The sequence below is a fragment of the Nitrospira sp. Nam74 genome, assembly GCF_965152615.1.
On record NZ_OZ224220.1, the window covers coordinates 5,041,652 to 5,067,601 of the forward strand.

Annotated in this window: 21 protein-coding genes and 1 pseudogene; 15 read left to right on the forward strand and 7 right to left on the reverse strand. The window is 56.6% G+C overall.

Features of this window, described 5'->3' with window-relative positions:
* Positions 1-243: 243 nt before the first annotated feature.
* The gene (locus ACWHYZ_RS23805) at positions 244-1,290 is read right to left on the reverse strand and encodes an IS110 family transposase (protein ID WP_447982971.1); all 1,047 of its coding nucleotides are present in this window, start codon (positions 1,288-1,290) and stop codon (positions 244-246) included.
* Positions 1,291-1,994: 704 nt separating this feature from the next.
* Here ACWHYZ_RS23805 and ACWHYZ_RS23810 point away from each other — a divergent pair.
* Positions 1,995-3,344, forward strand: a complete 1,350-nt coding sequence (locus ACWHYZ_RS23810) for a TolC family protein (protein WP_447985152.1) — start codon at positions 1,995-1,997, stop codon at positions 3,342-3,344.
* Between the two features lie 756 nt (positions 3,345-4,100).
* Here the strand turns inward: ACWHYZ_RS23810 and modA are convergent.
* Positions 4,101-4,889: a molybdate ABC transporter substrate-binding protein gene (gene modA, locus ACWHYZ_RS23815; protein WP_447985153.1), complete on the reverse strand. Its 789-nt coding sequence runs from the start codon at positions 4,887-4,889 to the stop codon at positions 4,101-4,103.
* A 661-nt stretch (positions 4,890-5,550) separates the two neighbouring features.
* Here modA and ACWHYZ_RS23820 point away from each other — a divergent pair.
* The 3 genes and pseudogenes from ACWHYZ_RS23820 (at position 5,551) to ACWHYZ_RS23830 (ending at position 11,638) form a co-directional block, all read left to right on the forward strand.
* Positions 5,551-8,725, forward strand: a pseudogene (locus tag ACWHYZ_RS23820) (efflux RND transporter permease subunit).
* A 1-nt stretch (position 8,726) separates the two neighbouring features.
* On the forward strand, positions 8,727-10,016 hold the full coding sequence (locus tag ACWHYZ_RS23825; protein ID WP_447985154.1) for an efflux RND transporter periplasmic adaptor subunit: 1,290 nt from the start codon (positions 8,727-8,729) through the stop codon (positions 10,014-10,016).
* Complete coding sequence (locus ACWHYZ_RS23830) at positions 10,013-11,638, forward strand: efflux transporter outer membrane subunit (RefSeq protein ID WP_447985155.1); 1,626 nt, start codon at positions 10,013-10,015, stop codon at positions 11,636-11,638. The genes ACWHYZ_RS23825 and ACWHYZ_RS23830 overlap by 4 nt, the downstream gene beginning before the upstream one ends.
* A gap of 248 nt (positions 11,639-11,886) precedes the next feature.
* Here ACWHYZ_RS23830 and ACWHYZ_RS23835 read toward each other — a convergent pair whose 3' ends face one another.
* A complete protein-coding gene (locus ACWHYZ_RS23835; RefSeq protein ID WP_447985156.1) occupies positions 11,887-12,051 on the reverse strand; it encodes a hypothetical protein in 165 nt (54 codons plus the stop codon).
* A gap of 143 nt (positions 12,052-12,194) precedes the next feature.
* Here ACWHYZ_RS23835 and ACWHYZ_RS23840 point away from each other — a divergent pair, with 143 nt between their 5' ends.
* The 6 genes from ACWHYZ_RS23840 to ACWHYZ_RS23865 all read left to right on the forward strand — a co-directional run bounded on the left by ACWHYZ_RS23840 (position 12,195) and on the right by ACWHYZ_RS23865 (position 18,332).
* Positions 12,195-15,386 (forward strand): efflux RND transporter permease subunit, encoded by a 3,192-nt coding sequence (locus ACWHYZ_RS23840; RefSeq protein ID WP_447985157.1) that lies wholly within the window; start codon positions 12,195-12,197, stop codon positions 15,384-15,386.
* A gap of 585 nt (positions 15,387-15,971) precedes the next feature.
* Complete coding sequence (locus tag ACWHYZ_RS23845; protein ID WP_447985158.1) at positions 15,972-16,169, forward strand: hypothetical protein; 198 nt, start codon at positions 15,972-15,974, stop codon at positions 16,167-16,169.
* A gap of 65 nt (positions 16,170-16,234) precedes the next feature.
* On the forward strand, positions 16,235-16,384 hold the full coding sequence (locus ACWHYZ_RS23850; protein ID WP_447985159.1) for a hypothetical protein: 150 nt from the start codon (positions 16,235-16,237) through the stop codon (positions 16,382-16,384).
* Positions 16,351-16,911 (forward strand): DsbA family protein, encoded by a 561-nt coding sequence (locus ACWHYZ_RS23855; protein WP_447985160.1) that lies wholly within the window; start codon positions 16,351-16,353, stop codon positions 16,909-16,911. Before ACWHYZ_RS23850 ends, ACWHYZ_RS23855 begins: the two co-directional genes overlap by 34 nt.
* A gap of 66 nt (positions 16,912-16,977) precedes the next feature.
* Complete coding sequence (locus ACWHYZ_RS23860) at positions 16,978-17,637, forward strand: class I SAM-dependent methyltransferase (RefSeq protein WP_447985161.1); 660 nt, start codon at positions 16,978-16,980, stop codon at positions 17,635-17,637.
* Positions 17,638-17,651: 14 nt separating this feature from the next.
* Entirely contained in the window at positions 17,652-18,332 is a 681-nt protein-coding gene (locus ACWHYZ_RS23865) for an SDR family NAD(P)-dependent oxidoreductase (RefSeq protein WP_447985162.1), read from the forward strand.
* Between the two features lie 600 nt (positions 18,333-18,932).
* Here the strand turns inward: ACWHYZ_RS23865 and ACWHYZ_RS23870 are convergent.
* Positions 18,933-19,451, reverse strand: coding sequence for a response regulator (locus tag ACWHYZ_RS23870; RefSeq protein WP_447985163.1), 519 nt, complete (start codon positions 19,449-19,451; stop codon positions 18,933-18,935).
* A gap of 176 nt (positions 19,452-19,627) precedes the next feature.
* On the opposite strand from ACWHYZ_RS23870, the gene ACWHYZ_RS23875 reads away from it, so the two are divergent.
* The 3 genes from ACWHYZ_RS23875 to ACWHYZ_RS23885 all read left to right on the forward strand — a co-directional run bounded on the left by ACWHYZ_RS23875 (position 19,628) and on the right by ACWHYZ_RS23885 (position 23,112).
* A complete protein-coding gene (locus ACWHYZ_RS23875; RefSeq protein WP_447985164.1) occupies positions 19,628-20,026 on the forward strand; it encodes a hypothetical protein in 399 nt (132 codons plus the stop codon).
* 137 nt (positions 20,027-20,163) lie between these two features.
* A complete protein-coding gene (locus ACWHYZ_RS23880; protein ID WP_447985165.1) occupies positions 20,164-20,781 on the forward strand; it encodes a Crp/Fnr family transcriptional regulator in 618 nt (205 codons plus the stop codon).
* Positions 20,782-21,084: 303 nt separating this feature from the next.
* Complete coding sequence (locus ACWHYZ_RS23885) at positions 21,085-23,112, forward strand: PAS domain S-box protein (RefSeq protein ID WP_447985166.1); 2,028 nt, start codon at positions 21,085-21,087, stop codon at positions 23,110-23,112.
* A 75-nt stretch (positions 23,113-23,187) separates the two neighbouring features.
* Here ACWHYZ_RS23885 and ACWHYZ_RS23890 read toward each other — a convergent pair whose 3' ends face one another.
* The 3 genes from ACWHYZ_RS23890 to ACWHYZ_RS23900 form a co-directional block, all read right to left on the reverse strand.
* Positions 23,188-23,343, reverse strand: a complete 156-nt coding sequence (locus ACWHYZ_RS23890; RefSeq protein WP_447985167.1) for a hypothetical protein — start codon at positions 23,341-23,343, stop codon at positions 23,188-23,190.
* Positions 23,330-23,521, reverse strand: coding sequence for a hypothetical protein (locus tag ACWHYZ_RS23895; protein ID WP_447985168.1), 192 nt, complete (start codon positions 23,519-23,521; stop codon positions 23,330-23,332). The genes ACWHYZ_RS23890 and ACWHYZ_RS23895 overlap by 14 nt, the downstream gene beginning before the upstream one ends.
* Positions 23,522-23,874: 353 nt before the next feature.
* Positions 23,875-24,099: a PilZ domain-containing protein gene (locus ACWHYZ_RS23900; protein ID WP_447985169.1), complete on the reverse strand. Its 225-nt coding sequence runs from the start codon at positions 24,097-24,099 to the stop codon at positions 23,875-23,877.
* 283 nt (positions 24,100-24,382) lie between these two features.
* Between ACWHYZ_RS23900 and ACWHYZ_RS23905 the strand changes: the two genes are divergently transcribed.
* Together ACWHYZ_RS23905 and ACWHYZ_RS23910 are read left to right on the forward strand one after the other, a co-directional pair.
* A complete protein-coding gene (locus ACWHYZ_RS23905) occupies positions 24,383-24,613 on the forward strand; it encodes a hypothetical protein (protein WP_447985170.1) in 231 nt (76 codons plus the stop codon).
* Between the two features lie 391 nt (positions 24,614-25,004).
* On the forward strand, positions 25,005-25,370 hold the full coding sequence (locus tag ACWHYZ_RS23910; RefSeq protein ID WP_447985171.1) for a hypothetical protein: 366 nt from the start codon (positions 25,005-25,007) through the stop codon (positions 25,368-25,370).
* The last annotated feature ends 580 nt before the right edge of the window (positions 25,371-25,950 follow it).

Here is a 25,950-nt window from a genome sequence, read left to right on the forward strand (position 1 = left end):
AGGACCAGGTCAGAGCGAGTTACATATTTTCTACTTAATCTGCTATGTCAAAGGTCAAGGTCCCTGAGAAGCCCTCCCAATCTGCTATTCGTGATCGGAACGCCGACCACAGGTCATCAATTCGAGGGATATCGATGAGAAGAAGGAGCATACTGACAGACGCCCCGTCACTGCCGACGAGGCAGATAAAGTCACGCTCCTTCCGTCCTCTGAATCCACAGTTGGCTTCTCGGCGCCATGGACTTACGCAGGGTACGGCTGCCGGAGGATCACCACGCGTCTGGCGTGCAGGAGCAGACGACGGGCCACAGCGACCACAGCGCGCTTCGCACCTGTTCGTAGTTTCAATCGGTCATAAATGGATCGCATCCCGGGATCTTTTGTGAGAAACCGCCACGCGGCTTCTATGAGCGTCCCGCGGAGCGCATTTTTGCCGGACCGGGTAATGCGGCCCATACGGACCTTGTCCGCACTGGAGTGCTGTGAGGGCGTCAGCCCAACATACGCCGCCAATTGATCGCCGTGCCTGAATCGGTGCAGGTCGCCTAATTCTAACAGCAACTCCATCGCCGCAATGAGACCAATGCCCGGAATGGTTCGGAGCCATTGAACCTGCGATCGATAGCGGTCCGTTTCTGCGAGTGATCGGAGCAATTTGGTCTGCTTGACGATCTGACCCGTGAGGAATTCGTACTCCTCTAAGAGCCGTTGAAAACTGTCCTGCAACCACGCGGTAGAGAACCGGAGACGCTGTAAGTTCTGTAGGTAAATACGGGTCCATGGCCCTGTGGGCTCAGGAAGCTCAATGCCGTAGAATCGGAGTTCCGCTTTAATGCGATTTTGCGTGCGAACACGATCGCCAATGAGCTGGCGGCGCCGCCGAATGACCTGTCGGTGCATCCGACCCTCTTCGTCTGGTACCCAGACCTGCTTCAGCAGCCCCTTCGCTAACAGCAGGGCCAGTTTTCGGCTATCCTTCCGATCGGTTTTCACTCGATTGCCCGCCTCCTGAGGAATCAAGCTGGGCGGCGTGACGATACAGGTGGCGCCCACCGCCACCAGCCGATCGTGAAGCCAGTACCCAAAATATCCCGCCTCGTAGACGACGTGCAGCACGGCACGGCGGTAACGACTGAGGAGGGCCTGCAACGCATCCCATCGACCGGGAATCGTGCCGTGGAAGAGTTCTACCTCCGTTGTTCTGACCGTGACATGCCAATTCTTTCGGTGAAGATCAATGCCAACAAAGAGCACTTGCCCCACGTCCTGCTGCTTTTTCTTGGTCGCCATAGAAGCCTCCATCATAATGAGTAGAACGAAGACTTCCAGGAAGTACTGATCCTTCTCACTGCAGGCAATACTCTCTCCAGAGCATAGTGACTGACAGTCAGGTAGAGTCCTCCCTTTCGGTGGCTTAAGGTCCATAACGGGCCTGGTCCCGTCCAATCTTCATCCCGTGTTCATGAGCCCTTCATCTAAGCGGTAGAGACTACACCCTCTGAGTTGGGATTTGTCGTGCTAGAAGTTGATCGCATGTCATTTCGCCTCGGCACATACCTCTTCACCCTTGTGTTCTTCGGATGTCCCTATCTCGTTGACCTCGCCTCCTGTGATGAATTTGATACGCTGACTCGCCAGCTGACGGTGACAGACATCGAGGGCCTCGACGTCTCTGAGTCTTCTCCTACCTCTCCTCTCCGTCATGGCCAACACGGCGATGGAGCATCAGGTAGTGTCACCTGGGACAGACGTCAACACTGGCCTGTGTTCTCGTCGCCACATGTCGAGTCTCATGCCCCCCTTCCACCTTGTCTAACCTGTTCGATCCCCACTCGGGCTCCGCCCAGACCCTAGTCAGCCTTTTTCACGCATTGTCTACGAAGCCTCGCGCGGCTCTCGTGGTCTTTGCATTGGCCATCTTTGATCAAGCAGAGCTGTGGTCGCCCCGAGGCCAACTCGTTATGCAGCCGTTACTCGACAGCAAGGAGATAGTGATGTCTTGTACCCGATTTGCTCCACGATCTTTGGGCGTCACAACTGGGTTGACGCGTCTAGGACAGATAGGAATTCTGCTCCTGGTCATGGTACTCCCGCTAGGCATTCTCCGAGTGGAGCCGACAGAGGCAGCGCTGAACACCAGGGGTCCCACTCCACCAGGTGATCTTCAGCTCACACTGAATGATGCCCTTGCCCTCTTCCTTCGGCAAAATCTGGATCTGCTCATGGCGCAATATGGAATCGACACGGCCAAGGGGCAGCAGATCACCGCCCGACTCTTCCCGAATCCGGAATTAACCGTTGGGACACTTGCAGCTTTCACGCAGGGCAATACTCTGAGGAACTCTAATTCGCTCGCGGTGAGTGTCCAGCAACTGTTCGAAGTGGCAAACAAGCGCGGATACCGAATTGAAAGCGCTCGGTTTGGCCTACAATCCGCAGAAGCCAATTTCGAGGATACCATCCGGCAGTTGAGCTTCACCGTCAAAGATAGCTACGTACAGGTGCAGGCCGCGCGTCGGCGTCTCGCCTTGGCCGAAGAGAACCGCGACCGCTTCTCGCGTATCTTGGACATCAATACGATTCGTCTGAGGAAGGGGTTCATTTCCGGCGTGGACCTGATTCGTCTTCGCCTTCAGGTCGTCGATTTCGAGAGCACAGTCATCGAGGCGCTGAAGGAGCTGGAATCGGCCCTCAACGATTTACGGATCGTCCTGGCGGTCTCCCCCACCGTTACACTGGCCTTACTCACGGACCTGGACTATCGCCGTGTGGATCCCGATCCAGCAGCTTTACAGCGCGCCGCGCTGGAGAACCGTGCTGATATTCGTATGAAACAGCTGATTCGTGCTCAGCGGGAGGTGGACTTCAAGTTAGCCCGGGCGTTCCAGTACCCCGATCCAGCGTTCGGACCCGGCTTCACCCTGCAAGGGCCACGAGGCCCGGATAACCCACAGCAGTACACATTGGGACTTTCGATCCCCCTGCCCGTGTTTAACCGGAACCAAGGCGGGATCGTACAGGCTGAGGTGGCCGTGCGAGCCGCGGAGACCGATCTTCAGAAGACCCTGCTGGCGGCCCAAAATGACGTGAATGTCGTCTATCGCACGCTCCTGCAGAGCCGGCGATTGGTGGAAATCTATCACGGAGGGGTGCTGGAGGATGCGCGGTCCAGTCTCTCGATCATCGAAGCTGCCTATCAACGCGGGGGCGCCACCATTCTCGACTTGCTCGATGCCGCCCGCACATCGGCTGCGGTCCAGCTGGACTATGTGGATGCCCTGACCGCCTATCAACGGAACCTGTTTCAACTCGAAAGTGCGGTGGGTCAAGAGGTGACGCATTGAGAAGTACTCTCCACATCGCCGTCTAGGGCGAGGGGCACGGCAGAGATGTGTCTCAAGAAGTGCTAGATGCATGTGTAGTGCGGCTAAGGCCCTAGGAGGGTGTCTTGGATGTTAGACCAAGACGGTGATCCGGTGACAAATGCGCGATAGAATGTTGTCTATGCTTCCTGAAAGGACTGGAAAACTACTGAATCAGTTAAAGCGGAAAGTCCTAGTTTACGACTTTATTCTCGTATCGATCTATTCTTCTCATTTTCTTACGGTTTCAGTTTACGACTTTTGTTCAGTCTCTACAGATCGTAAAAAGGGAGTTGGTATTCTGGCCCAACCAGCCACCCGGATGTTCGGCGTCCACTGAGTGCACCTGGGATTAGGCTCATCTGCCTAGATTTAGGCACGAGGACGGCCGAGTTGGTGCCCGGGAATGCCGCACGCTTTGCCTGGATTAGTTCGGCTTTGTTAGCCCTGAACCGGGCGGCTCACTTGTGGGAGTATCAGTGGCGTGGGCCGGACCGACGGGCGACGATGCCGGCGGTCGCTCAGTCCTCTGTTGTCCAGAGGCACATCCCAAACCGGCCAGCACTCCGAGAAGGCTCAGCATCGCTGCGACAGTCCCGAAGATCCTCAGTCTGTTCTTCCAGAACCGCATCGTATCCCCCGACCTAAAAGTGGAACGATAGACCACCCACATTGGGACTGCATAGTCTCTTCGATGTTCACTGCGACATGTCCGTAACGAACGCTCGAAGGGCAGCATTACCCATTTGATGGCGCGGCATCAAATCCATATTTCAGCAGGAGCTTTTGTATGCGGGGGCTCATCATGAAATTGAGAAATTCTTCCGCAACATCAAGGGCTGCAGTCCGGCACGTCCAGACCACCGCTTCCCCGAACTGTACCGGCGTATACGTTCCGGTCGGGGTTTCATCAATGATGCGTACTTGCCCGCTATTGATCGCATCCGTGCGATAGATCAAGCCGACATAGGCCTTCCCCGTCGCCACTAAAGCCACGACGTCCTCACTATGTTGGGCATGCACAAGGTTGAAATGGTTTTTATATGCAGGATCGAGCTTGGTCAGGACCCGGGCCGTGATTTCTCCTAGCGTGGAGACTTTGGGATCGGCGATGGCAAGGCGGCTTGCTGAATTCAGCGCCTCGTGAAAAGAGATCGGTGTGGCTCGAGAGCCCGAGGACATGATGAGCACGAGGGAGCTTTGTGCGTAAATTCGAGGGCCTCCCTTGAGCGTCAGTCCCTTCTTGTGCAACTGCTCAACGTCGTCGACCGCCGCCGGAAGGAACACATCGATTGCAGCGCCCTTTTCAATTTGCCGGCGAAGCGTGTGCGATGGACCGTATACGACGCTTACGTTGGCGCCATATTCTTTCTCGAACATCGGCACGATTTCCTGGAATGCCGGCTTCAAACTGTGGGCGGCGCCGATTGTCAAGGTTTCGGCCCAAACGGCGTCCCCGGTGGCAACGACCCCTGCCAGCCCACTGATGACAGCCATCGCCACACCAAATTTCAGAATTCCCGCCATGATACTCCTTTTCCCATTTGTTGGAAGACCCTCCTCCTATCTATTGTCCGAAGGCCTTCCAACAAAATTGATAGATATATGGGAGCTGATGCGTGTCGAGCGCAAAGCGTCAGACCATCGGCGTTAAAAATTTGATATGCAAGAATGAAAGACACCCATCAGCCCTTATGACGATTATGTTTGCCGAATGGGACAGCGCCTGAATCGTTTGTCAGCAAGCCCAATGCCACCTACAGTTTCCACTCAATGCCTTTTACGAAGTCGTTTAGTCACCATAGGTTTTAATCATTTCTCCTGGATTGTCTAACCGAATCGCACGGGCCTACATGGTCAAAATGTGAGATTTCGCACTATTCGCACTGCGCGTTCTTCGGCTTTGTTCTTCTCGCTTTGTTGTTGGATCATTAGACCGGGCCAGGTGGTAAACAGAACAGCAGCCGATACTATCGTGCCGTTTCGCACATTCTTTCCTCGGCTATGGTGTAATTCTTTTTATAGCGACCCGCATCGGTAAGGATTTTGCTAAGCCTTCAGGTCGGTTGGTACAGACCTCTCGATTACTGACATGGTGACAAGAAGTTCGTAACCCAATGCAATGAGTCGCAGCGTCGAGTGCCTGTTCCATGGTTGAAACGAAAACCGCTCGTGGTAGACTACGCCCATGAATCAAATCGTGCTCATTGCCCTGCGCAGGCCGTACACCTTCGTCGTCATGTCCATCCTCATCGTGGTTTTTGGGGGAATCACCGTTCTCCACATGCCAACCGACGTCTTTCCGAATATCACGATTCCCGTGACCTCCGTGGTCTGGATCTACTCCGGCCTCCTGCCGCAGCAGGTGGAAGGGCGCATCACCTATCTGTTCGAACGCTTCTTGACCTCGACGGTGGAAGGCATCAAATACATCCATAGCCATTCCTACTATGGCAGCAGCATCACGAATATTTTTCTTCAAGACGGCGTCGATGTAGGCCGGGCCGAAGCGGATATCGTGGGCATTGCGCAGAACGTCGTCAAGGCGTTGCCGCCCGATATTTCCCCGCCCATGGTCATGCGTCTCGCACCATCCTCGATCCCGGTGGCCATGCTTCAAATCAGCTCCGACAATATGACGCCTGCGGAGCTCTACAATCTCGCCTACATGCGAATACGACCTCTGCTCGTGACCGTACCGGGGATCGTCTTGCCGCACCCTTACGGGGGCCAGGACATGCAGGTCATGGTCAACCTCGATCAGCAGAAATTGCTTGCCCGTCATCTCACGCCATCGGATATTCACGATATTCTCATGAAGCAATACCTCGTGCTGCCGTCCGGCGACATCAAGATCAAACCGACCGATTGGATCGTCCAGACCAACGCGTCACCCATGCAGATCGAGCATTTCGCCGATATCCCGATCAAACGGGAAGGCAACGCGTTCGTCTATCTGCGTGACGTCGCCACCGTGCAGCTTATGGGCCGGGTGCAACAGAACGCGGTGCTGGTGAAAGGCAAGCAGACGGTCATCATCGTCGCCATGAAAAGCACGGAGGCGTCGACCCTGGATGTGGTCGATGGCATCAAAAAAATGATCCCGCGCGCCGAGCAAATTTCGCCGCCGGGCGTGAAGATCCGACTCCTCGATGATGCCTCGACCTTCGTGAAGGATTCGATCTCTGACGTCGTGCATGAAATGGCAACTGCCGGCGCGCTGGTCGGGCTCATTGTGCTGTTGCTGCTCGGCTCTTGGCGGGCCACGGTCATCGTCTGGACGTCGATTCCGCTGTCCATCCTGACCGCCCTCATCGGCCTGCATTGGCTCGGCGAGACCATCAATGTCATGACCCTGGGCGGGTTGGCGCTGGCCGTCGGCATTCTGGTCGACGATGCGACTGTGATGATCGAGAATATCGATCGCCATCTCGAAATGGGCAAGCCGGTGGAGACCGCCATCATCGATGCCGCCAATCAGATCGTCGTCCCGACACTTGTCGCCACCCTGTGCATTGCGATCGTCTGGTTCCCGCTCTTCCAACTTAGCGGCGTCGCCGGCTACCTGTTCAAACCCATGGCGGAGGCGGTGATCATCGCGATGCTTGCCTCCTTCATCCTGTCCCGCACGCTGGTGCCGACTATGGCAAAATATATGATGAAGGGCCACCATGTCGCAGCCGCCTGACCATAACAGTAAGGTGGCCGCGAACCCATCGCGGAACGTCTTCGTCCGCTTTCAGCAGGGATTCGAGCGCCGCTTCAATCAATTCCGCGAGCGCTACGGGGCACTGCTCGAGCAGGTGATCGCCAATCGCGGCGCCTTCGTCACGATCTCGCTGGCCATCGCGCTGGCATCCCTGTCCCTCTTCTTCTTTCTCGGGCGCGATTACTTCCCCGAGATCCGGTCGGGGGTCATTCAGATGCATATGCGCGCGCCGCTTGGAACCCGTATCGAAGTGAGCGGTCGCCTGGCCACGCTGGTCTCCAACAGCATCGAGGAGTTGCTGTCCGGCCAGGTCGAAAACATCGTCAGCAACTGCGGCCTGCCGGTCGGACCGCATAACCTCGCCTTCATCCCGACGCCGACAATCGGCTCGCAGGATTGCGATCTGACGATCCTCTTGCACGATGAAAAGTCACCGGTGTGGGTGTACCGGCGCATCCTCCGCAAGGGCTTGACGGAGCGTTATCCGGGCACCGAATTTACGTTCCAGCCGTCCGATCTGACCGCCAAAATTCTCAACTTCGGCGCGCCCGCGCCGATCGACGTGCAGATCAACGGCCCGGACATGTACCCCAACTATGAGTTCGCCCGCAAATTGGCGGGCAAGTTTCGTGAGATCCCCGGCGCCGCGGACGTGGTGATCCAGCAAACGATGCGCACGCCGACCCTCATGGTCGAAGGTAACCGCACGTTCGGACTCGGTGTGAACCGAACCCTGAAGGACATGGCCGATAATCTGCTGATGACGACCGCCGGCAGCCAACAGGTTGACCAAATCTATTGGCTCGATCCCAAGACCGGTATGTCGTACCTGATCAATGTCTATACGCCGCAGGCGCAGATCAACAGCGTCAATAGTCTGAAGACCGTCCCGGTCGATGCCTCGAACAATGCGTCGGATCATGAGGTGCAGTTGCTCGGCAATCTGGCCGACCTGACGGCGGAGGGCACGCCGGGCGTCATCACGCACGGGAATATCATGCCCTTATTCGACGTTTACGTCTCCGCGGAAGGGCGCGACCTCGGCGGAGTACTAGCGGATGTTCAGAAGATTGCCAAGAGCATGGACCACGAGAAACCCCGCAGCGCCGAGCTCGAAATCCATGGCCAAGCCTCACTGATGTACGAAGCCTATGCCGAGTTGATCTTCGGGCTGCTCGCCGCGATCGTGCTGGTCTATCTGCTGATCGTCGTGAATTTCCAATCCTGGCTCGATCCCTTCATCATCATTACGGCGTTGCCGGGCGCGCTGGCGGGCATCGCGTGGGCGTTGTTCTTGACTCATACGCGGCTCTCAGAACCCGCGTTGACGGGCGCTATCATGACTATGGGCACAGGGACCGCCAATTCGATTCTCATCGTCTCTTATGCGCGCGAGCGGCTCCAAGAACACGGCGACGCGCTGCGGGCGGCAATCGAAGCGGGGACAACCCGTTTCCGGCCGGTGCTCATGACCGCCTCGGCCATGATCATCGGGATGGTTCCCATGGCAACGGGCTATTCGCAGAATGCGCCACTGGGCCGCGCCGTCATCGGCGGCTTGCTCCTGGCCACCGTCTTTACTTTGTTTTTCGTCCCGTGCGTCTACGCCATCGTCTACGAGAGGCGAGCCGCTCGCCAAAAGGAGGATGCCTAAGATGGAGACCCTGCGTAGAACACGGCTTGCAATCCCGGCGATCCTTCTGTGCGTGCTCTATCTCGGTTATCGGGTTTATGAGAGCAGAAGCGATGCCGCGGCGCTGCGCCACGAGACGGTCGAGGGCGCGGTTCCCACCGTCGCCGTCATCTCTCCCAAGCCTGTGCCGGCGACCGAAACCATTACGTTGCCAGGGAATATTGTGGGCTGGTATGAGGCACCGATCTACGCACGGGTCACCGGCTATGTGAAGATGTGGTACAAGGACTACGGCGATCAGGTGAAGAAGGGCGACATCCTCGCCGAAATCAACGCCCCCGACCTCGACGCCGAATATGCGCAGGCCAAGGCGGATCTCGAAACGGAGCGTGCGAGGTATAAGCTCGCCGAGGTGACCGCCAAACGTTGGGTGGCATTGCGCCCCAATCATGCGGTCTCCGAGCAGTCAATCACGGTGAAGGAACAAGAACTGAGAGCCCAGGCGGCGGTCGTCAAGGCCGCGGAGCAAAAGATCAGAAACATTGACGCGTTCATTGGGTTCAAAACGATCGTCGCGCCCTTTGACGGCGTGGTGACCCAGCGCAACATCAACGTCGGTGATTTGGTTAGTAAAGAAGGCAATCTCAGCACTCCCAATGCGATCACCAATCTCTTTACGGTAGCGGTCGTCGATACGTTACGTCTCTTTGTCAGCGTGCCGGAGACGTTTGGGCCGTTTCTCCAGCCGGGGCTGACAGCCGACGTGACCGTGCCGCAATTGCCCAATCGCCATTTCACCGTCAAATTCCTAACGGTTGCAAAAGGCTTCGATGTGAGTACGCGTACTGCAGTCACCGTCTTCACGATCGACAATGAAGACCGAGCGCTCTGGCCCGGCTCTTACGCTCAGGTCCACCTCACGGCACCGGTCGATCGACAAGCCTTCATGATCCCGTCCACGGCCTTGGTGTTCCAGGAGCACGGCACACAAGTGGCCGTGGTGGCGGAGGACGACCGCGTGCACTTGAGACCGATCACCGTGAATAAACTGATGGACAACGCGGTCGAAGTAGGACAGGGGATTTCCGCAAGCGACCGCGTCGTGAATAACCCGAGCGCCGCGTTGCTCGAGGGCGACAAGGTGCGCATCGTCACGCCGGCGGCGGGGTACGATCTTGTCAACGGCGCCGCACCGCAGCAGGCGCCCCAGCCGGCACACTCGCCTGAGCCGGCACAGGGACAGCCGCCACAGGCACCCGCAGTGCCGCAGCCGGCACAGCTGCCGCAACCTTCCTCGCACACCCAGCCATGATTTCGGATTGCTTCCCAATTGGACATCAGTCGTCCGGATTTCGCCGCCACGCGGCCCGTTGCGCCGCCGTCTTTGCGCTCACCTTGTCTGCATGCAGTACGGACTGGTTGCCGCACGTCGATCTGGCGCCCACGTACCAACCGCCCGAATATGTCGTTCCCGTGTCATGGCGTGGGGCGAGTCCCTTCGTCGAGGCGAACCCGTCGGATGGCGAATTGCGTTCGGATTGGTGGACAGTGTTCAACGATCCGGTGCTGAACAGGCTCGTCGAACAAGGCATGGCGGCCAATCCGGATCTGCAGGCCGCCGCGGAGCGGTTCGTCCAGGCCCGCGACGTGATGATGCAGGTCCGCTCGCAGCGCATTCCACATCTCGGCCTCGGCGGGAAAGCCACGGACAGTAGCCGACACGTCAATCCCTCCGTATACGACCCTGATACTCCGTTGACCGGACCGCTAGCTGCCGGTGGCGGGATCGCGTCCTGGGAACCGGACTTCTGGTCGGCGATCCGCAACGCCACGCGCGTCGAGATCTACCGCGCCCAGGGGCGCGCCGCCGACTGGGGGCTCGCGCGCCTCAGCCTGCAGGCCGAAATCGCCGCCAACTACTGGACGCTGCGCGGCTTCGATGCGCAGGCGGCCATCTACAAGCAATCGATCGATCTCTATAGAAGCTCGCTCGGCCTCGTGAAGGCGCAGTTCGCCGGCGCGATCGCATCGGCGCTCGACGTCGCCCGCGTCGAATCCCTGCTCTTCAGCACCGAGACGAAGTATGCGCAGATCCAAGGCCAGCGCCAAGTGACCGAGCAAGCAATCGCTATCCTGGTCAACATGGCGCCGGCCAGTTTTAAGATCGACCCGGTCGATGATCTTCGCGTGGCGAAGTTCACAATTCCGCAAAACATTCCGTCCACCCTGTTAGAACGGCGCCCCGACATCGCCGCGATGGAGCGACGGATGGCGGAGGCCAATCGCGCCATCGGTATCGCGCGCGCCGCTTTTTTCCCGGATGTGCGGTTCAGAGCCGATGGAGGCATCCTCGACGTCGGTTTCAGCGCCGTCGAAGTGGCCAAGTTCGTCAGCGGGTTCTGGTCCTATGGCTCCTTGGTGTCGGTGCCAGCCTTCGAGGGCGGGTATCGCCGCGCCCAGTTGCAGAAGACCTGGTCGGCGTACCGGGAGATGGAAGACCGCTATCGTTCGACGGTGCTCAACGCTTTCCGCGAAGTCGAGAACGGGTTGAGCCTCACGAATCGACTCACCGTCGCGGCCGAACGGCAAGACGCCGCCGTCGGGGCCAACTTCAAGGCGCAAAATCTCACGACGGAGCTCTATCAGGGCGGACTGGCGTCCAGCCTGGAGCTTATTTACGCGCAGGTCCAAACCCTATCGGCGCGCATCGACTCCGTGCAGATCAAGGCCGAATTGCTGAGATCGTCGGTGGCGCTCCTCCGCGCGCTCGGAGGAGGGTGGGACCGCAAGCAATTACCCCGCGACGAACAGATCCAGCCCTTCGGGACCTTGCAATATACCAATCTCAAGAAACCGCCGCCTGCCGGGGGGATCGACGTCAACGCGGAGAATAACCGGATCAATAACGATGTGACGAAGCCTGCAGTGCGTTGACGTCATTCGCCGAACGATACGCCAGCGGCGAGTCACTTCACCGGCAAAGATTTTCGATAGATCCGAATCACTCCGCTCGAATGCCGCCCGTCCCAGGTTTTCCTGCCGCGAACTTCGCAAGGATCAGTTCTCCCAGGTCATGTTCACTGGACGCCCGGTGATCAGAAACACCGGCGAGCAGTATCTTTGTTGCGATATGTGACGACCCGGCGCGGATCGTACTTCACGTTATAGCGATAGAACCATGCTCAGGTCGCAATCGCTGTCGTTCTCACCTCGACATCCGCCGGTGACAGCAGGTCCTGCCCGATACGAACCGGCGACTGATTGATCACATTGCGCACAGTACGATCCGTGCGCTGGTGACACACCGTGCTCTTGCGTTCGCGAAAGGTACGCCGTGCGGTAAACACCTTTTCTTCCTAAACCACAGTAAGCCTGGTTCAAGGCCAGTACTTATGTTAGCTCGGACCGCATAACTTCGCCGCGCGCCTTCTGGTATGCGGCTTGCTTCATATTGCCTAGGATACACAACCTTATTCCTCGGTCGTTGCACATGAACCAAGTCGTCCTCATTGCCCTACGCAGGCCGTACACCTTCGTCGTCATGTCCATCCTCATCGTGTTGTTCGGCGGACTCACGGTGCTCCATATGCCGACCGACGTCTTTCCCAACATCACGATTCCCGTCACCTCCGTGGTCTGGATCTACTCCGGTCTGCTGCCACAGCAGGTGGAAGGGCGCATCACCTATCTGTTCGAACGCTTCCTGACCTCGACGGTGGAGGGTATCAAGTACATCCACAGTCACTCCTACTTCGGCAACAGCATCACCAATATTTATCTCCAGGACGGCGTGGATGTGGGCCGAGCCGAAGCGGATATCGTGGGCATTGCGCAGAACGTCGTCAAGGCGCTGCCGCCGGATATTTCCCCGCCCATGGTCATGCGGCTCGCGCCATCCTCCATTCCGGTGGCCATGCTTGAAGTCAGCTCCGAGACGATGACGCCCGCGGAACTCTTTAACCTCGCCTACATGCGAATCCGACCCTTGCTCGTGACCGTCAACGGCGCGATCCTGCCAGCGCCATACGGCGGCCAGGCCATGCAGGTCATGGTCAACCTCGATCAGCAGAAATTGCTCGCCCGTCACCTGACTCCGTCTCACGTTCACGATGTTCTCATGAAGCAGTACCTCGTGCTGCCGTCCGGCGACATCAAGATCAAGTCGACCGACTGGATCGTCCTGACCAACGCATCGCCCATGAAAATTGAAGATTTCGCCAGTATCCCGATCAAGCGGGAAGGCAACGCGTTCGTCTATCTGCGCGATGTCGCCACCGTGCAGCTCATGGGCCGGGTGCAACAGAACGCGGTGCTCGTGAAAGGCAAGCAGACCGTCATCATCGTCGTCATGAAGAGCACGGAAGCCTCGACCTTGCAGGTGGTCGATGGGATCAAGAAGATGATCCCGCGCGCCCGGCAGGTTTCCCCGGAGGGGGTGGAGATCCGACTCCTGGACGATGCCTCGACCTTCGTGAAGGATTCGATCTCGGACGTCCTGCATGAGATGATGATTGCAGGCGCGCTGGTCGGCCTCATCGTGCTGTTGCTGCTCGGCTCCTGGCGGGCCACGGTCATCGTCTGGACGTCGATTCCATTATCGATCCTCACTGCCATCATGGGCCTGCATTGGCTCGGCGAGACGGTCAATATCATGACCTTAAGCGGCTTGGCGCTGGCCGTCGGCATTCTGGTCGACGATGCGACCGTGATGATTGAGAATATCGATCGCCATCTCGAAATGGGAAAGCCGCTGGAGACGGCCATCATCGATGCCGCCAATCAGATCGTCGTCCCGACGCTCGTCGCGACCCTGTGCATCGCGATCGTCTGGTTCCCGCTCTTTCAACTCGGCGGCGTCGCCGGCTACCTGTTCAAGCCTATGGCCGAGGCGGTGATCATCGCGATGCTGGCCTCGTTCATCCTGTCGCGCACGCTAGTCCCGACCATGGCGAAGTACATGCTGTCGGCGCATCACACCTCCCATGCGATGGAGCTTGACCACCAGGCCGGAGCAGCTGCACCACGGAACGTCTTCGTCCGCTTTCAGCAGGGGCTCGAGCACCACTTCAATCGATTCCTTGGTCGCTACGGCGCGCTGCTCGAACGGGTCATCGGCCGCCGCCGCGCCTTCGTCACCATCGCGCTGGCTATCGCGGTGAGCTCCCTATCCCTCTTTTTCTTCCTCGGGCGCGATTACTTCCCCGAGATCCGGTCGGGGGTCATTCAGATGCATATGCGGACGCCGCTCGGGACACGCATCGAAGCGTCAGGGCGGATCGCCACGCTGGTCTCCGACAGCATCGAGGAGTTGCTGCCAGGTCAAGTCGAGAACATCGTGAGCAATTGCGGCCTACCGATCGGACCGCACAATCTCGCCTTCATTCCGACACCGACGATCGGCTCGCAGGACTGTGATCTGACGATCCTCTTGCACGATGAAAAGTCGCCGGTGTGGGACTACCGGCGCACGCTCCGCAAGGGGTTGACGGAGCGCTATCCGGGCACCGAATTTACGTTTCAGCCGTCCGATCTGACCGCCAAAATTCTCAACTTCGGCGCGCCCGCGCCGATCGACGTGCAGGTCAACGGCCCGGACATGTACCCCAACTACGAGTTCGCCCGCAAATTGGTAGCCAAGTTTCGCGAGATCCCCGGCGCCGCCGACGTGGTGATCCAGCAGACGATGCGTACGCCGACCCTCACGGTCGAAGGCAACCGCACGTTCGGCCTCGGTGTCAACCGAACCCTGAAGGACATGGCGGACAATCTGCTCATGACGACCGCCGGCAGCCAACAGGTTGACCAAATCTATTGGCTCGATCCCTCGACTGGCATGTCATACCCGATCAACGTTTATACGCCACAGCCGCAGATCAACAGCGTCAATAGTCTGAAGACCGTTCCAATTGATGCTTCGAACAATTCTTTAAAGGATCATAAGGATCATGATGTGCAGTTGCTCGGCAATTTGGCCAACCTGTCACCGGAGGGCACGCCGGGCGTGATCACACACGGGAATATCATGCCCTTGTTCGATATTTACGTCTCCGCCGAAGGGCGCGACCTCGGCGGAGTACTAGCGGATGTCCAAAAGATTGCCAAGAGCATGGAGCACGAGAAGCCCCACAGCGCCGAACTGGAAATCCATGGCCAGGCTTCATTGATGTATGAGGCCTATGCCGAGCTGATCTTCGGACTGCTCGCCGCAATCATGCTGGTCTATCTCCTGATCGTCGTGAATTTCCAATCCTGGCTCGATCCCTTCATCATCATTACCGCCTTGCCCGGTGCGCTGGCTGGCATCGCCTGGGCGTTGTTCCTGACCCATACGCGTCTGTCGGAGCCCGCACTGACGGGCGCCATCATGACCATGGGCACAGGGACCGCCAATGCGATTCTCGTCGTATCCTATGCGCGCGAACGGCTCCAAACGCATGGGGACGCCATCAAGGCCGCGATAGAAGCCGGGACGACCCGCTTTCGTCCCGTGCTCATGACCGCCTCCGCCATGATCATCGGGATGGTCCCTATGGCGACGGGCTATTCGCAGAATGCGCCGCTGGGCCGCGCCGTTATCGGCGGCTTGCTCCTGGCCACCGTCTTCACGCTATTTTTCGTCCCGTGCGTGTACGCCATCATCTACAACCGGCAAACGGCCCAGCAAAAGGGACAGGCTTCGTGATGAACTCGGTCAATGGCATTGCCTTTGTAGCAACTTATTGGTGTCGGCCATGGGATTTATGAGACCAGAGGCGGCGCCGCTCTGCTCCATGACAATATAGTGCCACAGGAATGTGGCGGTTCTTTCCATCAATTGCATGTCACTGTGCCGCTCTTTGGAGAATTGATTCGGCGCAAATGGCCAGACTTGTTGCCGTGGGAGCTAATATATGTTCGGCGGCCTGGATGAACTCGTGCTCAACATATTGGAAGACAGCAAAGCCAACAAAGCATCGCGGCGATAAAGATGACGAGGATCCGACCGGAAGGTAGGCGTAGCCTGTTTCTCATGAGCTCCGGCTGGCGTCTCTATCGGATCGGCGTCAAAGCATGGCCGACAGTTGAGCCTACATGAGGACGGATGGGCTCACATTGTTGTGTTAATTGAGCAGCTGACGGCATCAGTCTGATGTTGTAAGCGGCATGCTGACTTGTATTCCGATGCGCCCACGCCTATCGTCTGAAACAGCAGATAAGATCATGGAGGTGAGCAAGCGCAGCGAGCCGGCAGCCGGGTCAAGTCATCGAGTTGGACCACGAACACTTGATGGCGCTGGTGCTGCCCAAGAGTCGCCATGAGTTGGAACACAAAACGGTGCTGGCGACAGTAGACGGAGTCGCCCCCGGCCTTGGATCGACTGAACGCACTGATGATGGAGGGATGGCCCTGGCTGGATTACGTTTCGACTACGATCCATTACAACCGTCGCGTGGGACCGTCGCCTCCCTGAGAGCCCCACCCTGATTGTTCCCTCTCAAAGGCGCCAAGTCGTTTCGCTGTATCAGGCACGACATCTTGGACCTTGAACCATGCCGACCATCGCACTTCGCAATCAACTCGCTATCAACGATGAGGTTGTGCATTTCATGGAACAGGAACTGGACCTGGAAGCGATTCGGCTGATCCAGCAGGGAGGAGTCCCTCCATGTCAACGGTACGACCAGTACCCCTCATCGTAGACGAGTGGGATCACGTCAAAGGACCTGGCACTGCGCCGGTCACATTGCTCGCCTATGGGGATTTTGAATGTCCGTATTCCGGACAAATCTATCCCATCATCCAAACGCTGTTGAAGCAGGTGGGGAAACACCTTCGATACATCTTTCGGCACTTTCCGCTTCTCCACAAACATCCGCACGCGCAGCAAGCGGCAGAAGCAGCCGAGGCGGCCGGCGCACAAGACCACTTCTGGGAGATGTACGATCTGCTCTTTACGCATCAGGCGGCCCTCGATGAGCGCGATCTTCTCGACTACGCTGAACGCCTGAGATTGGACTGCACCATCTTTAAAGCAGCCTTGCGCGAACGAATTTACGCGAAGCGGGTCTATCGCGACGTGGCCAGTGGTAGACGACAAGGAATCGCGGCGACTCCTACATGCTTTATAAATGGGCTGAAGATTGACGAGGATGATCTTACAGGCATCGTGCTCAACACACTCGCCGACACCCATTCACGGCGGAGCCAAGACGGCTCTCCACGCTAGACGGGCGCCGCACATAGCCGCGTGATGATCGGCATGCCCCCTAGATCGTGACGCTAAGGAGCGTGTATGTTCTCCTGGATAAAAACGAAAGCTAAAAAGTATTGGCTCTCTTCCAGGCCCGCATCGACGGATGTGACAGAAGGTCAACATGGCGTCATCGAGACAGGTGGACCTGTGTGGGAAATCGGTCTCCCTCAGCCGGCGTTCGTTTCGTTGGCGCAATCTCAACAGATACGAGGTCCTCTCTTAGATGTCGGATGCGGAACCGGCGAGAACGCGCTCTATATGGCGCGGCTAGGATTCGACGTGAACGGGATCGATTCGGCACGCGGGGCCATTGAGATGGCAAGAGAAAAGGCCCGAGTCAGGCAGGTGCGCGCCTACTTCCGAGTCGTGGATGCGCTCGATCTAGCTTGTCTCGGGACGACGTTTGAGACCGTGATCGACTCAGGCCTCTTTCATCTTTTCACCGATGAGGAACGTCGTCGCTTTCTTCCGAGTCTTGCCGCGGTCCTCCGGCCGGGGGGAACCTATTTTATGCTGTGCTTCAGCGATCAAGAAACCCATGAGGGGCTGAGGCGGATTTCGCAAGCAGAGATCCATGCGACGTTTCGTACCGGATGGACCATTAATTACATTCACGCTACCACCTTTGAAACAAGGGTTCACGCCGGAGGGGCCAAAGCGTGGCTGGCTTCCATCAGTCGGGTAAAGTCCAACAATTGACAAGGAGAGAAACGATGGCAGTAGACGGAAAAGTCGTGGTCATTGCGGGCGGACGAGGAGGGTTGGGGCAAACGGTCACGTCGGCCTTTGCGAAGGCCGGTGCGCGAGTGATCGTCATCGATCGCCATGCCGCCAGTCAGCCAGGAGCCGATGAGTTGGGCATCGATGCCGATGTGACGGACGAGACGAGCGTCGCACGGGCGGTGAGCCAAGTGCTGGATCATGCCGGCCGGTTAGATTGTCTGGTGAACTTGGTGGGCGGCTTTGCTGCCGGCCGACTGGTCGAGACGAGTCCGGCTACTTGGAACACCATGCTCTCACTGAACCTGACGGCAGCGTACGTGTTGTCCCGAGCGGTCATTCCGCACCTATCCGCAGCCGGCAACGGCCGCATTATTCATATCGCCGCGCGTGCGGGGCAGGATCCCTTTCCAGGAGCCGCCGCCTATATTACATCAAAGGCCGGCTTGATAGCGTTGATTCGGGTGCTCGCGTTGGAGCTAACAGGGTCTGGCGTCACGATCAATGGCGTGCTGCCGACCACGATCGACACACCGGCTAATCGCACAAGTATGCCGGGCGCCGATCATTCAAAATGGGTCAAGCCAGACGCCATCGCAGAAGTCCTCATTTTTTTAGCGTCTGATGCCGCACAAGGCATCAATGGAGCATTGATTCCGGTTGGCTCACTCTGATTGACAATGCAGAAGGAGCCATACGGCGTCAGCAGCGGGTGGTGTGTTAACACCCGACCATGGCGGCAGGCCGTTTTGCATTTGGTTGCCTGCCCTATCCTGCGGCCCATATTGGCGACTTGGGAAGGAGTTCTCATAAGGGCTATCGGTTCCATAGGCAGACGTTTCTACCGCTTGCTCCGACTCGGTTCGGCGGCGCAGCCCGCCAGGGCGACCACTACAAGCCCCATGAAGGTGAAGCACCCACAAACGTGTTTTCATCCTGCGCATCCTTTGGTGAACCATGGCAAGTACCGCACGGATCATACGCGCAAGTGCACGGGTCGTGCTGTCGGTTTGATGATGGCGTAAAGAAATTGACGCCGAAAGCTCCAGGAAGGCCGACGTTCCTCTCATGCCGTTAGTTTCATCGACGTTTCATTATCGATTGTTATCCATTGAGGAGACTGCCTATGCATTTGGTTTTGCCAGGTCATTCCCTATCCAAGGCAATAGATCATCCGGCATGGCGCTAAAGAGGGAAATCAGTGAAGTGACCCAACCAGAACTATGAAAGGCAAGGTAGTCTCAAAGGAAGATGGATCCAGAAGGTGAGGAATGTTAATGTGTCGTCTCGTTGCCCGTGGACTCGAGATCTTGCTGCATACTTCGGTATATTTTTCGAACCTTCTCCCACAGTCGCTCACGCTCATTTGAGAATTCTATGAAGGGCGCTTCCGATCCCTTGTTGTTTTCGTGTGACCGTGCCTGACCCGCGGTATACACAGCGCGGTCGACCAAGGAGAGCAATTCGTGAGGTTGGACCGGTTTATGGATAAAGGCGTAGGCCCCCAAATGTAACGCCTCGGTTTCCAGTTCACGATCACCATACCCGGTCACCAACACGATCGGCGTACCGGGTCGAAGCCGCCTGCACTCTCTCAGCAATCGCAACCCGTCCAATCCTGAGAGCCGAAAATCGCTGATGATTGCATCATAGTCAACAACGCCAATCAAGAGCAACCCTGCTTCCGCACACACCGCGGTGTCAATGGCGATATCCGTTCTCGCGTCCATGATTAGTGCACTCACGGCGTTGAGAAAAACGGCGTCATCATCTATGAGAAGAATTTTCGGCATTGGGATTCCATAGCACGCCATGTGTTCGGAGGGAAGCAAGATCACGTGTAGTTCCCTGACAGCCAGTTTCGTACGCGGGAGTTGCACGGGATGCCGGCAGGACAGCGTTTTTTGCGGCCGAATGTCACGTCCATGACAGACACGAAGACGGAAGTTCCTGTAGGACATTGCCCGCCATGGATCTGTCCACCGATTGGGACAATCTGTTCGTCAACAATCCGTCACCCATGTGGGCGTTTCATGTGAACACGCTCCGCTTTGTGGACGTCAATCAAGCCACCGTTGTCTGGTCGGGATACACGCGTACGGAGTTTCTCCATCTCAAACTTGACGACATTCACCCTGCAGAGAATGTCGCACAACTGAGTAAAGTATTCAGTGCGAATGCGGACCCTCTCGATGTCCTGCCTGTTCGCTTCGGTATCATGCCGTTCCGGAAAAAGAATGGTTCCTTTGCTTTCATGAGGATGATGTGCCAACCTGTTCGTGAACATATTGTATACGTGCAGGGCAAAGAGGAGAGCTTGTCGGGGTCGCCGTCTGACAAGCAGGCTTCCGGGACGCCGACTGGCTAAGGGAGCCTAGGAGCCATATAAAACCCGATCAAGGAATGAGAATGCGTAAAGCAGACGCCGACCAATCCTCGAACAACCGGTTACTCGAAGGGCTACCAAAGCCCAGCAGGGATCGGCTCTGTGCGAAGGCGCAGATCGTGTCGGTTTCGGTCGAGGACATTCTGTATCATCCGGGAGACTCCATCACCTCTGTATACTTCCCACTCACCTGCGTCATCTCCTTGATGACAGAAATGAAGAATGGCGCAACGATTGAGATTGCAACGGTCGGTAACGAAGGAATGCTCGGCATCGCCGCCTATTTGGGCATCGATGTGGCGGTTTCGCGCGGCATCACGCAGGTCCCCGGAACAGCACTGCGGGTGGGCGTGGAAGATTTCAAACGGGTGGCCAAGACTGAAGAAACTCTGGACATCATACTACGTCGCTACACCCACGCGCTCCTCATCCAAATCGCCCGCTCAGGTGGCTGCAATAGTCTCCATTCGGTCGAAGAGCGTTATGCCCGATGGCTCCTGATGATGCATGACAGAACCAATGTCGATGTGTTTGGTTTTACGCAGGAGTTTTTGTCCGAGATGTTAGGCGTAAGCCGTGCGCGCGTGAACATTGTCTCGGGAATGTTGGAAAAAGCGGGACTGGTCAAGCACGGCCGCAAACAAATTACGGTGCTGGACTGGAACCGGCTTGAAGCGTCTTCCTGCGATTGCTATCGCGTCATTAAAGAAGAATTTGCCCGCGTGCTGCCGAGCTAATCGGCCTCCAAGACGTCCCTCTCTTACCGTTAGCCCCGTTAGGCTTGTGCCCCGAAGGGTTTATTAGTACCTACCTCCTCCGAAAGATAGGTGTCGTTTAAACGACCTTCTATTCTATTATTGAGAGCCGCCGTTTCAGTTTTGACGATATCTCACCGTACTCCTCGCCTCCTTTCCGTGGCGGACGGATTACCACTTAACAGTTGTACGTCATTACACGTAGGTTACAAGACTACATTTTTAACGGCCAAGGTAGACTATGCTGTCAAAAATTTGCTGATCTCACGTGTGTAACGGAGTCTGATGGCACCGGAACTCCTTTTCATTGACGATGACATTCGTCTTTTGAGAGCACTGGGGGAAATACTAGAATCCAGTTCAATCCGAGCCGTTGTGAGCACCGCGACTTCGGCTGAGGCGGCGCTCGCGCTGCTCAATGAGCACAATTACGATGCGATCGTCAGCGACATCAGAATGCCCCGCATGGATGGACTCACGCTCATGGGAAAGATCCATGAGCATCAACCCGACACTCCCATACTGCTCATGACGGCCGAGGGCGACCATGGGTTAGGCGTACGGGCACTCAAGGCCGGGGCGTATGCCTTTATTCAAAAACCCATCGACACAGACATTTTTCTAGCGTGGCTCACCCGTGCGATTCATGTACGGGCGCTATCGAGGGATGTTCAAGATAAAACCCGTCGGCTCGAACGACAGAATGAAGTTCTCGAGCAAGCGGTACAAGAGCGTACCGCCCATCTTCAAGCTGCCCTTGAGGCACTCGAAACAGCTGAGCAGGGAAACCGTCATTTAGCCGCTCTCGTCGAGTCGTCCGAGGATGCGATCATCAGCAAGAGTCCGACCGGCATTATCCAGACCTGGAACCGAGGCGCCGAACATCTCTATGGGTATACGGCTGGAGATGTCATTGGGCGACATATCTCTCTGTTGATGCCGGCCAACCGTCAAGTTGAAGAGGCAGAAATCCTTGCACGCATTCTGCGAGGCGAACGCGTACCGCCATTTGAGACAGTACGGGTGAAAAAAGATGGTTCACCGGTTCAGATTTCACTGACGGTCTCACCCATCGTCGATAAAGGCGGACATGTCATCGGAGCGTCGAAAATTGCCAGGGACATCACGGAACGTAAACGGGTCGAGCAGACCCTTCATGAACTCAGACGGCACAATGAACTGATCCTGGAGTCTGCGGGCGATGGCATCTACGGCATTGATCAGCAGGGTCGTTCAACGTTCGTGAACCCCGCGGCTGCTCGGCTGCTCGGGTGGACGGTCGAGGAACTGCGTGGGGCGCCCATGCATGAGGTGTTGCATCATTCGCATCCGGATGGGACACCCTACTCCGCATCTGAGTGCCCGATCTATGCCGCCCTGCGTGATGGACAGGTTCATACCGTCGACTCGGAGGTGTTCTGGACGAAAGACGGTAAAAAGCTTCCCGTCGACTATGTGACGACGCCGATTTGGGACGAAGGGCGGATTCAGGGGGCCGTCGTAGTGTTCAAGGACATTACCGACCGTAAGCGTACGGAGGAGCACATTCGACAATTGTTGGGCGAGGCGGAAGCACGAGAACGACAGCTGATGGAGAAACAAGCGCAATTAATTCAATCGGCCAAACTCGCCAGCATCGGGGAACTTGCGACCGGCATTGCTCATGAGATCAATAATCCTCTCAATAACATTACGCTGTTCGTGGGGAATGCCATTGACCGCCTGGTCCAGACGGGTACCCATGAAGCGATTGTGTCGAATCTCAGGAGAGCGGAAGGACAGGTCCGCCGTGCTGAGGCGATTATTAACCACTTGCGTACATTTGGAAGATTGTCGTCACCCCACCGTGACTCCATCTCGATTAATGAGGTTATTCATTCCGCGGTTTCATTCGTCGCCGAAGTATTCCGTATGCGTGATATCGTGATCCAGTTGGACCTCTCGCCTGGGGATCTCATCGTTCCAGGAAACCGAATTCAGCTAGAGCAGGTCTTCGTCAACCTCCTGACGAATGCGCGGGATGCACTCGAGGGGGCTGAGACAAAAGCGATCTCAATCGCCTCTCGTACGGCAAAGACGATGGTTGAAGTGGTCTTCGGTGATACGGGATCGGGTATTCCTTCTGAGCTCCTCCCGCGTATCTTCGATCCCTTCTTTACGACAAAGCCAAGTGGGCACGGTACGGGCCTTGGTCTCTCCATCAGCTATGGCATCGTGAAAGAACATCACGGCGAGATCGAGGTGCACAGCCGGGTCGGTGAAGGGACAACCTTTATCATCCGTTTGCCCGCTGATAGTGCTCGCGTGCGCTGAGCGAGCCGTGACCGGTCATATGCTTTGAAGCAGAGTAATCCAGCCCGGTAACGTGAGGGCGGAGGTCACCTCAGCTCAGGCGACATCCACCCAATACACGCGATAATCGTCTTCAGCAAAGTAATGTGGCCCTTGATGGTGCATCGACCCTTGGCACCGCAGTACCGCCGTGACGCCGTTTCGCATTCCATCGCGACCCTCTGGGCACCGATCAGGATCATTCGTGTGCACAGTCTCCCTCCTTCGTGGTTTGGTCGTGATCCGAGGCTTCTGCTTCATCGCGCACCTGTTCCAGTATTTGCCGTACCATCTGGGGACTCATGTACTTGGCCAGGACTGCACGCCATCGATTCCGCTCTAATTGGACAGCCACACGTTCAGCCAGCTCATGATCGAAGCAATAATTCATGGCACCTCCAGAGTCTAGACGCCGTGAACGGCGTAGGCTTTCATCCTACAACGCTGTAAAAAAATGTATAGTGGGTCATGTACCGTGGAGATGTTACGTAAATAATGGACCGGGACAGTGGACCCGGAACGCGTAAGTGATAGCCGGGTCCGTTGCCGGAGGAACGTGAAATGAGGAACATAGCAAGCTCATGTGAACGTCAATAGATCGCAATCCCTCTGCTGCGCTCCCGTTGGGTCAGCCTGTCCAAATAGGCAGACACCGCGAGTGTCGCCTGATCATGCCGCCAACAGAATCTGGAGCCTAAGAAAGGCCAACCCCTCACCGCATCGTGGCACGAATAAAAACTTATCCTACCCGGGCAGGACAAACACAAGCAAAACTTCCTCATCCGTCTGGTAGGAGGCCATGACATGTACCGCGCAGCCTCCCGTCGAAAGATTCTTGATAGTTCCTTCACTTCGATCGCTCCCAGATAAAAACACCGGAGACCGAACTTCACAGCCGAGCAGTTTTCGCCGCTCCGAGAATCGTGCTTCGGGCCGCTGCGCGGATGCGCCATGGCTTGAAAGAGACATAATATACTCATGTGCTTGCGTCAGTCATGGGTTCAAGAAAGCATCGGCCATGCTCAGCATGGGTCACTGCAAACTACCAGAACTGTCGGCACTTGTAACAGAACTGTGGCGCCTAACACACTTGCAGCGCGTTTTCATTATGTTTCCGTCAGACATCCGGGGTTGCATCCCTATGAGCAGGGTTGTGCCCTTTTCATTATCTTCGCGTGAGACTTTTGTCGAATAGACGCAGCGGAGCGACTGTAGTAATTAAGTGCTCTACAATGCATCGGGAGGATGGAGAATGACGTCGGCAGCGGATCGTTTGCTCCTGGAAGCCCAGACAGCCATCCTGCAGGACAAGCAGGCTCAGTTTCGAGCACTGCAGGCAGCCGGACGCAATTCGGAGGCGATGCAAAAAGGAATGGAAGTCATGGTAGCGGCTGCCACCGTGTTACAGATGTCCAATCTAGTGCTTCAACAGACGGTCGACCTGATTCGCAAGGGAAACACCGAACCACTCGAAGAGCATTGACCCACCGCTTCACTCTCATTGAACTATCTCTGCTGTAAGGCACTTTCCACTACTTCCGCCCGGACGGCAAGCAGCGGCACGTCACCTTAACCCATTCTGAACAAGGATCGAGATCGCGGTATGATGGTTCAGGATGCTCGCGCTCCTCGTAATGGTCGCTCTGAAACCCACGCGGTCGATGAGACCCTACTCAACCCGGGACCAGTTCTAGTAGGGGCTTTACCCGATACCAGTGACTGGTCATAACAGAGTAAAAAAGACAGTACATCATAAAGTGCGCACGATGATCTTTCGCTTCCTCACATACAGCCTGGGTGTCTTGCTTTTCTGTACGGCTTGCCAATCCCATGTGGTGCGTCCAGCCCATCGCGTCACTCCGGTAATACCCTTTATGACCATGTGGGACGAATACCGGCACTGTCTATCCCGTGACGAGTTGGATGAGGTGATGTCAGATGTGGATCATCTCTCCGTGTGGGCAGGGCACTCTGTACCGCCTCCTTCGCCAATGCTGAAACCCGTGCGTCCCTGGGTCGACCCGCTGCCCGTCCGTACCGCCGCGGATCCCAAAGCGATGCTGGCCGACTGCACTCTTCGTGCTGCGCATTTGGCAAAAGAACGGCGACTGTTTGCTCTTGCTGAAGATCTGTATAAAAGGGTGAGCGAGGAGTTGCCGCAAGACCGCTATGCTTACTACGTTAGCGAGGCGATGGCCGGCCTTGATGATCTTCGTCAAGCCCAGAAGAGAGAGCCATAAGGCTTTGAAGAAGCGGGCGGCACTTTATTCGCGATAACGACTGCCCGGTACCTGCCCGGATTCCAAACAGTTCCGCCTTGAGCGACGACTGCATGTCCACGGCCTCATTTCTCGATGGGTGAACGCACAGACTGTAATGTAAGACATTGCTGCGACTCCCTTACCGCCCTTCCTTCATCGGTATGCAAAGAACGGTGCCCCGAGATATCACTCGTTCTCCAGACCTCCCTATATAACGCTTTGCCTTTAAGGATACGGAACGGCTTGTATTCTACGTATCAGCAACGGCTTTTAAATTCGGGTGGCGGTCAGTCCCGACCTTCTGAAGACAAGTAGAGGCCTACGGGTGTGAAGATCCAGAGGGCTTCCTTGGAAGTCACATCAGAAGTCACATCGTCATCTATAGGGAACATCATCAAGTGGCGAAGGACCTAAGCAGCGTCAACATATTCGTCATGAGGCGGACATGATGATCACGTTGGCTGCACCAAAGAGCAGATAGACAACACAAGCTGCCATGGCTCTTGTTGTCTGGCAGCATGGCCATTGAGGCCTTCCAGGAACGTTTCGACTGGGGAGA

Coding starts and splice junctions, on each gene's coding strand:
- ACWHYZ_RS23805 (WP_447982971.1), bottom strand. CDS start 1,290: ATGGCGACCAAGAAAAAGCAGCAGGACGTGGGGCAAGTGCTCTTTGTT.
- ACWHYZ_RS23810 (WP_447985152.1), top strand. CDS start 1,995: ATGTCTTGTACCCGATTTGCTCCACGATCTTTGGGCGTCACAACTGGG.
- modA (WP_447985153.1), bottom strand. CDS start 4,889: ATGGCGGGAATTCTGAAATTTGGTGTGGCGATGGCTGTCATCAGTGGG.
- ACWHYZ_RS23825 (WP_447985154.1), top strand. CDS start 8,727: ATGGAGACCCTGCGTAGAACACGGCTTGCAATCCCGGCGATCCTTCTG.
- ACWHYZ_RS23830 (WP_447985155.1), top strand. CDS start 10,013: ATGATTTCGGATTGCTTCCCAATTGGACATCAGTCGTCCGGATTTCGC.
- ACWHYZ_RS23840 (WP_447985157.1), top strand. CDS start 12,195: ATGAACCAAGTCGTCCTCATTGCCCTACGCAGGCCGTACACCTTCGTC.
- ACWHYZ_RS23845 (WP_447985158.1), top strand. CDS start 15,972: ATGGCGCTGGTGCTGCCCAAGAGTCGCCATGAGTTGGAACACAAAACG.
- ACWHYZ_RS23850 (WP_447985159.1), top strand. CDS start 16,235: ATGCCGACCATCGCACTTCGCAATCAACTCGCTATCAACGATGAGGTT.
- ACWHYZ_RS23855 (WP_447985160.1), top strand. CDS start 16,351: ATGTCAACGGTACGACCAGTACCCCTCATCGTAGACGAGTGGGATCAC.
- ACWHYZ_RS23860 (WP_447985161.1), top strand. CDS start 16,978: ATGTTCTCCTGGATAAAAACGAAAGCTAAAAAGTATTGGCTCTCTTCC.
- ACWHYZ_RS23865 (WP_447985162.1), top strand. CDS start 17,652: ATGGCAGTAGACGGAAAAGTCGTGGTCATTGCGGGCGGACGAGGAGGG.
- ACWHYZ_RS23870 (WP_447985163.1), bottom strand. CDS start 19,451: ATGCCGAAAATTCTTCTCATAGATGATGACGCCGTTTTTCTCAACGCC.
- ACWHYZ_RS23875 (WP_447985164.1), top strand. CDS start 19,628: ATGGATCTGTCCACCGATTGGGACAATCTGTTCGTCAACAATCCGTCA.
- ACWHYZ_RS23885 (WP_447985166.1), top strand. CDS start 21,085: ATGGCACCGGAACTCCTTTTCATTGACGATGACATTCGTCTTTTGAGA.
- ACWHYZ_RS23895 (WP_447985168.1), bottom strand. CDS start 23,521: ATGAATTATTGCTTCGATCATGAGCTGGCTGAACGTGTGGCTGTCCAA.
- ACWHYZ_RS23900 (WP_447985169.1), bottom strand. CDS start 24,099: ATGTCTCTTTCAAGCCATGGCGCATCCGCGCAGCGGCCCGAAGCACGA.
- ACWHYZ_RS23905 (WP_447985170.1), top strand. CDS start 24,383: ATGACGTCGGCAGCGGATCGTTTGCTCCTGGAAGCCCAGACAGCCATC.
- ACWHYZ_RS23910 (WP_447985171.1), top strand. CDS start 25,005: ATGACCATGTGGGACGAATACCGGCACTGTCTATCCCGTGACGAGTTG.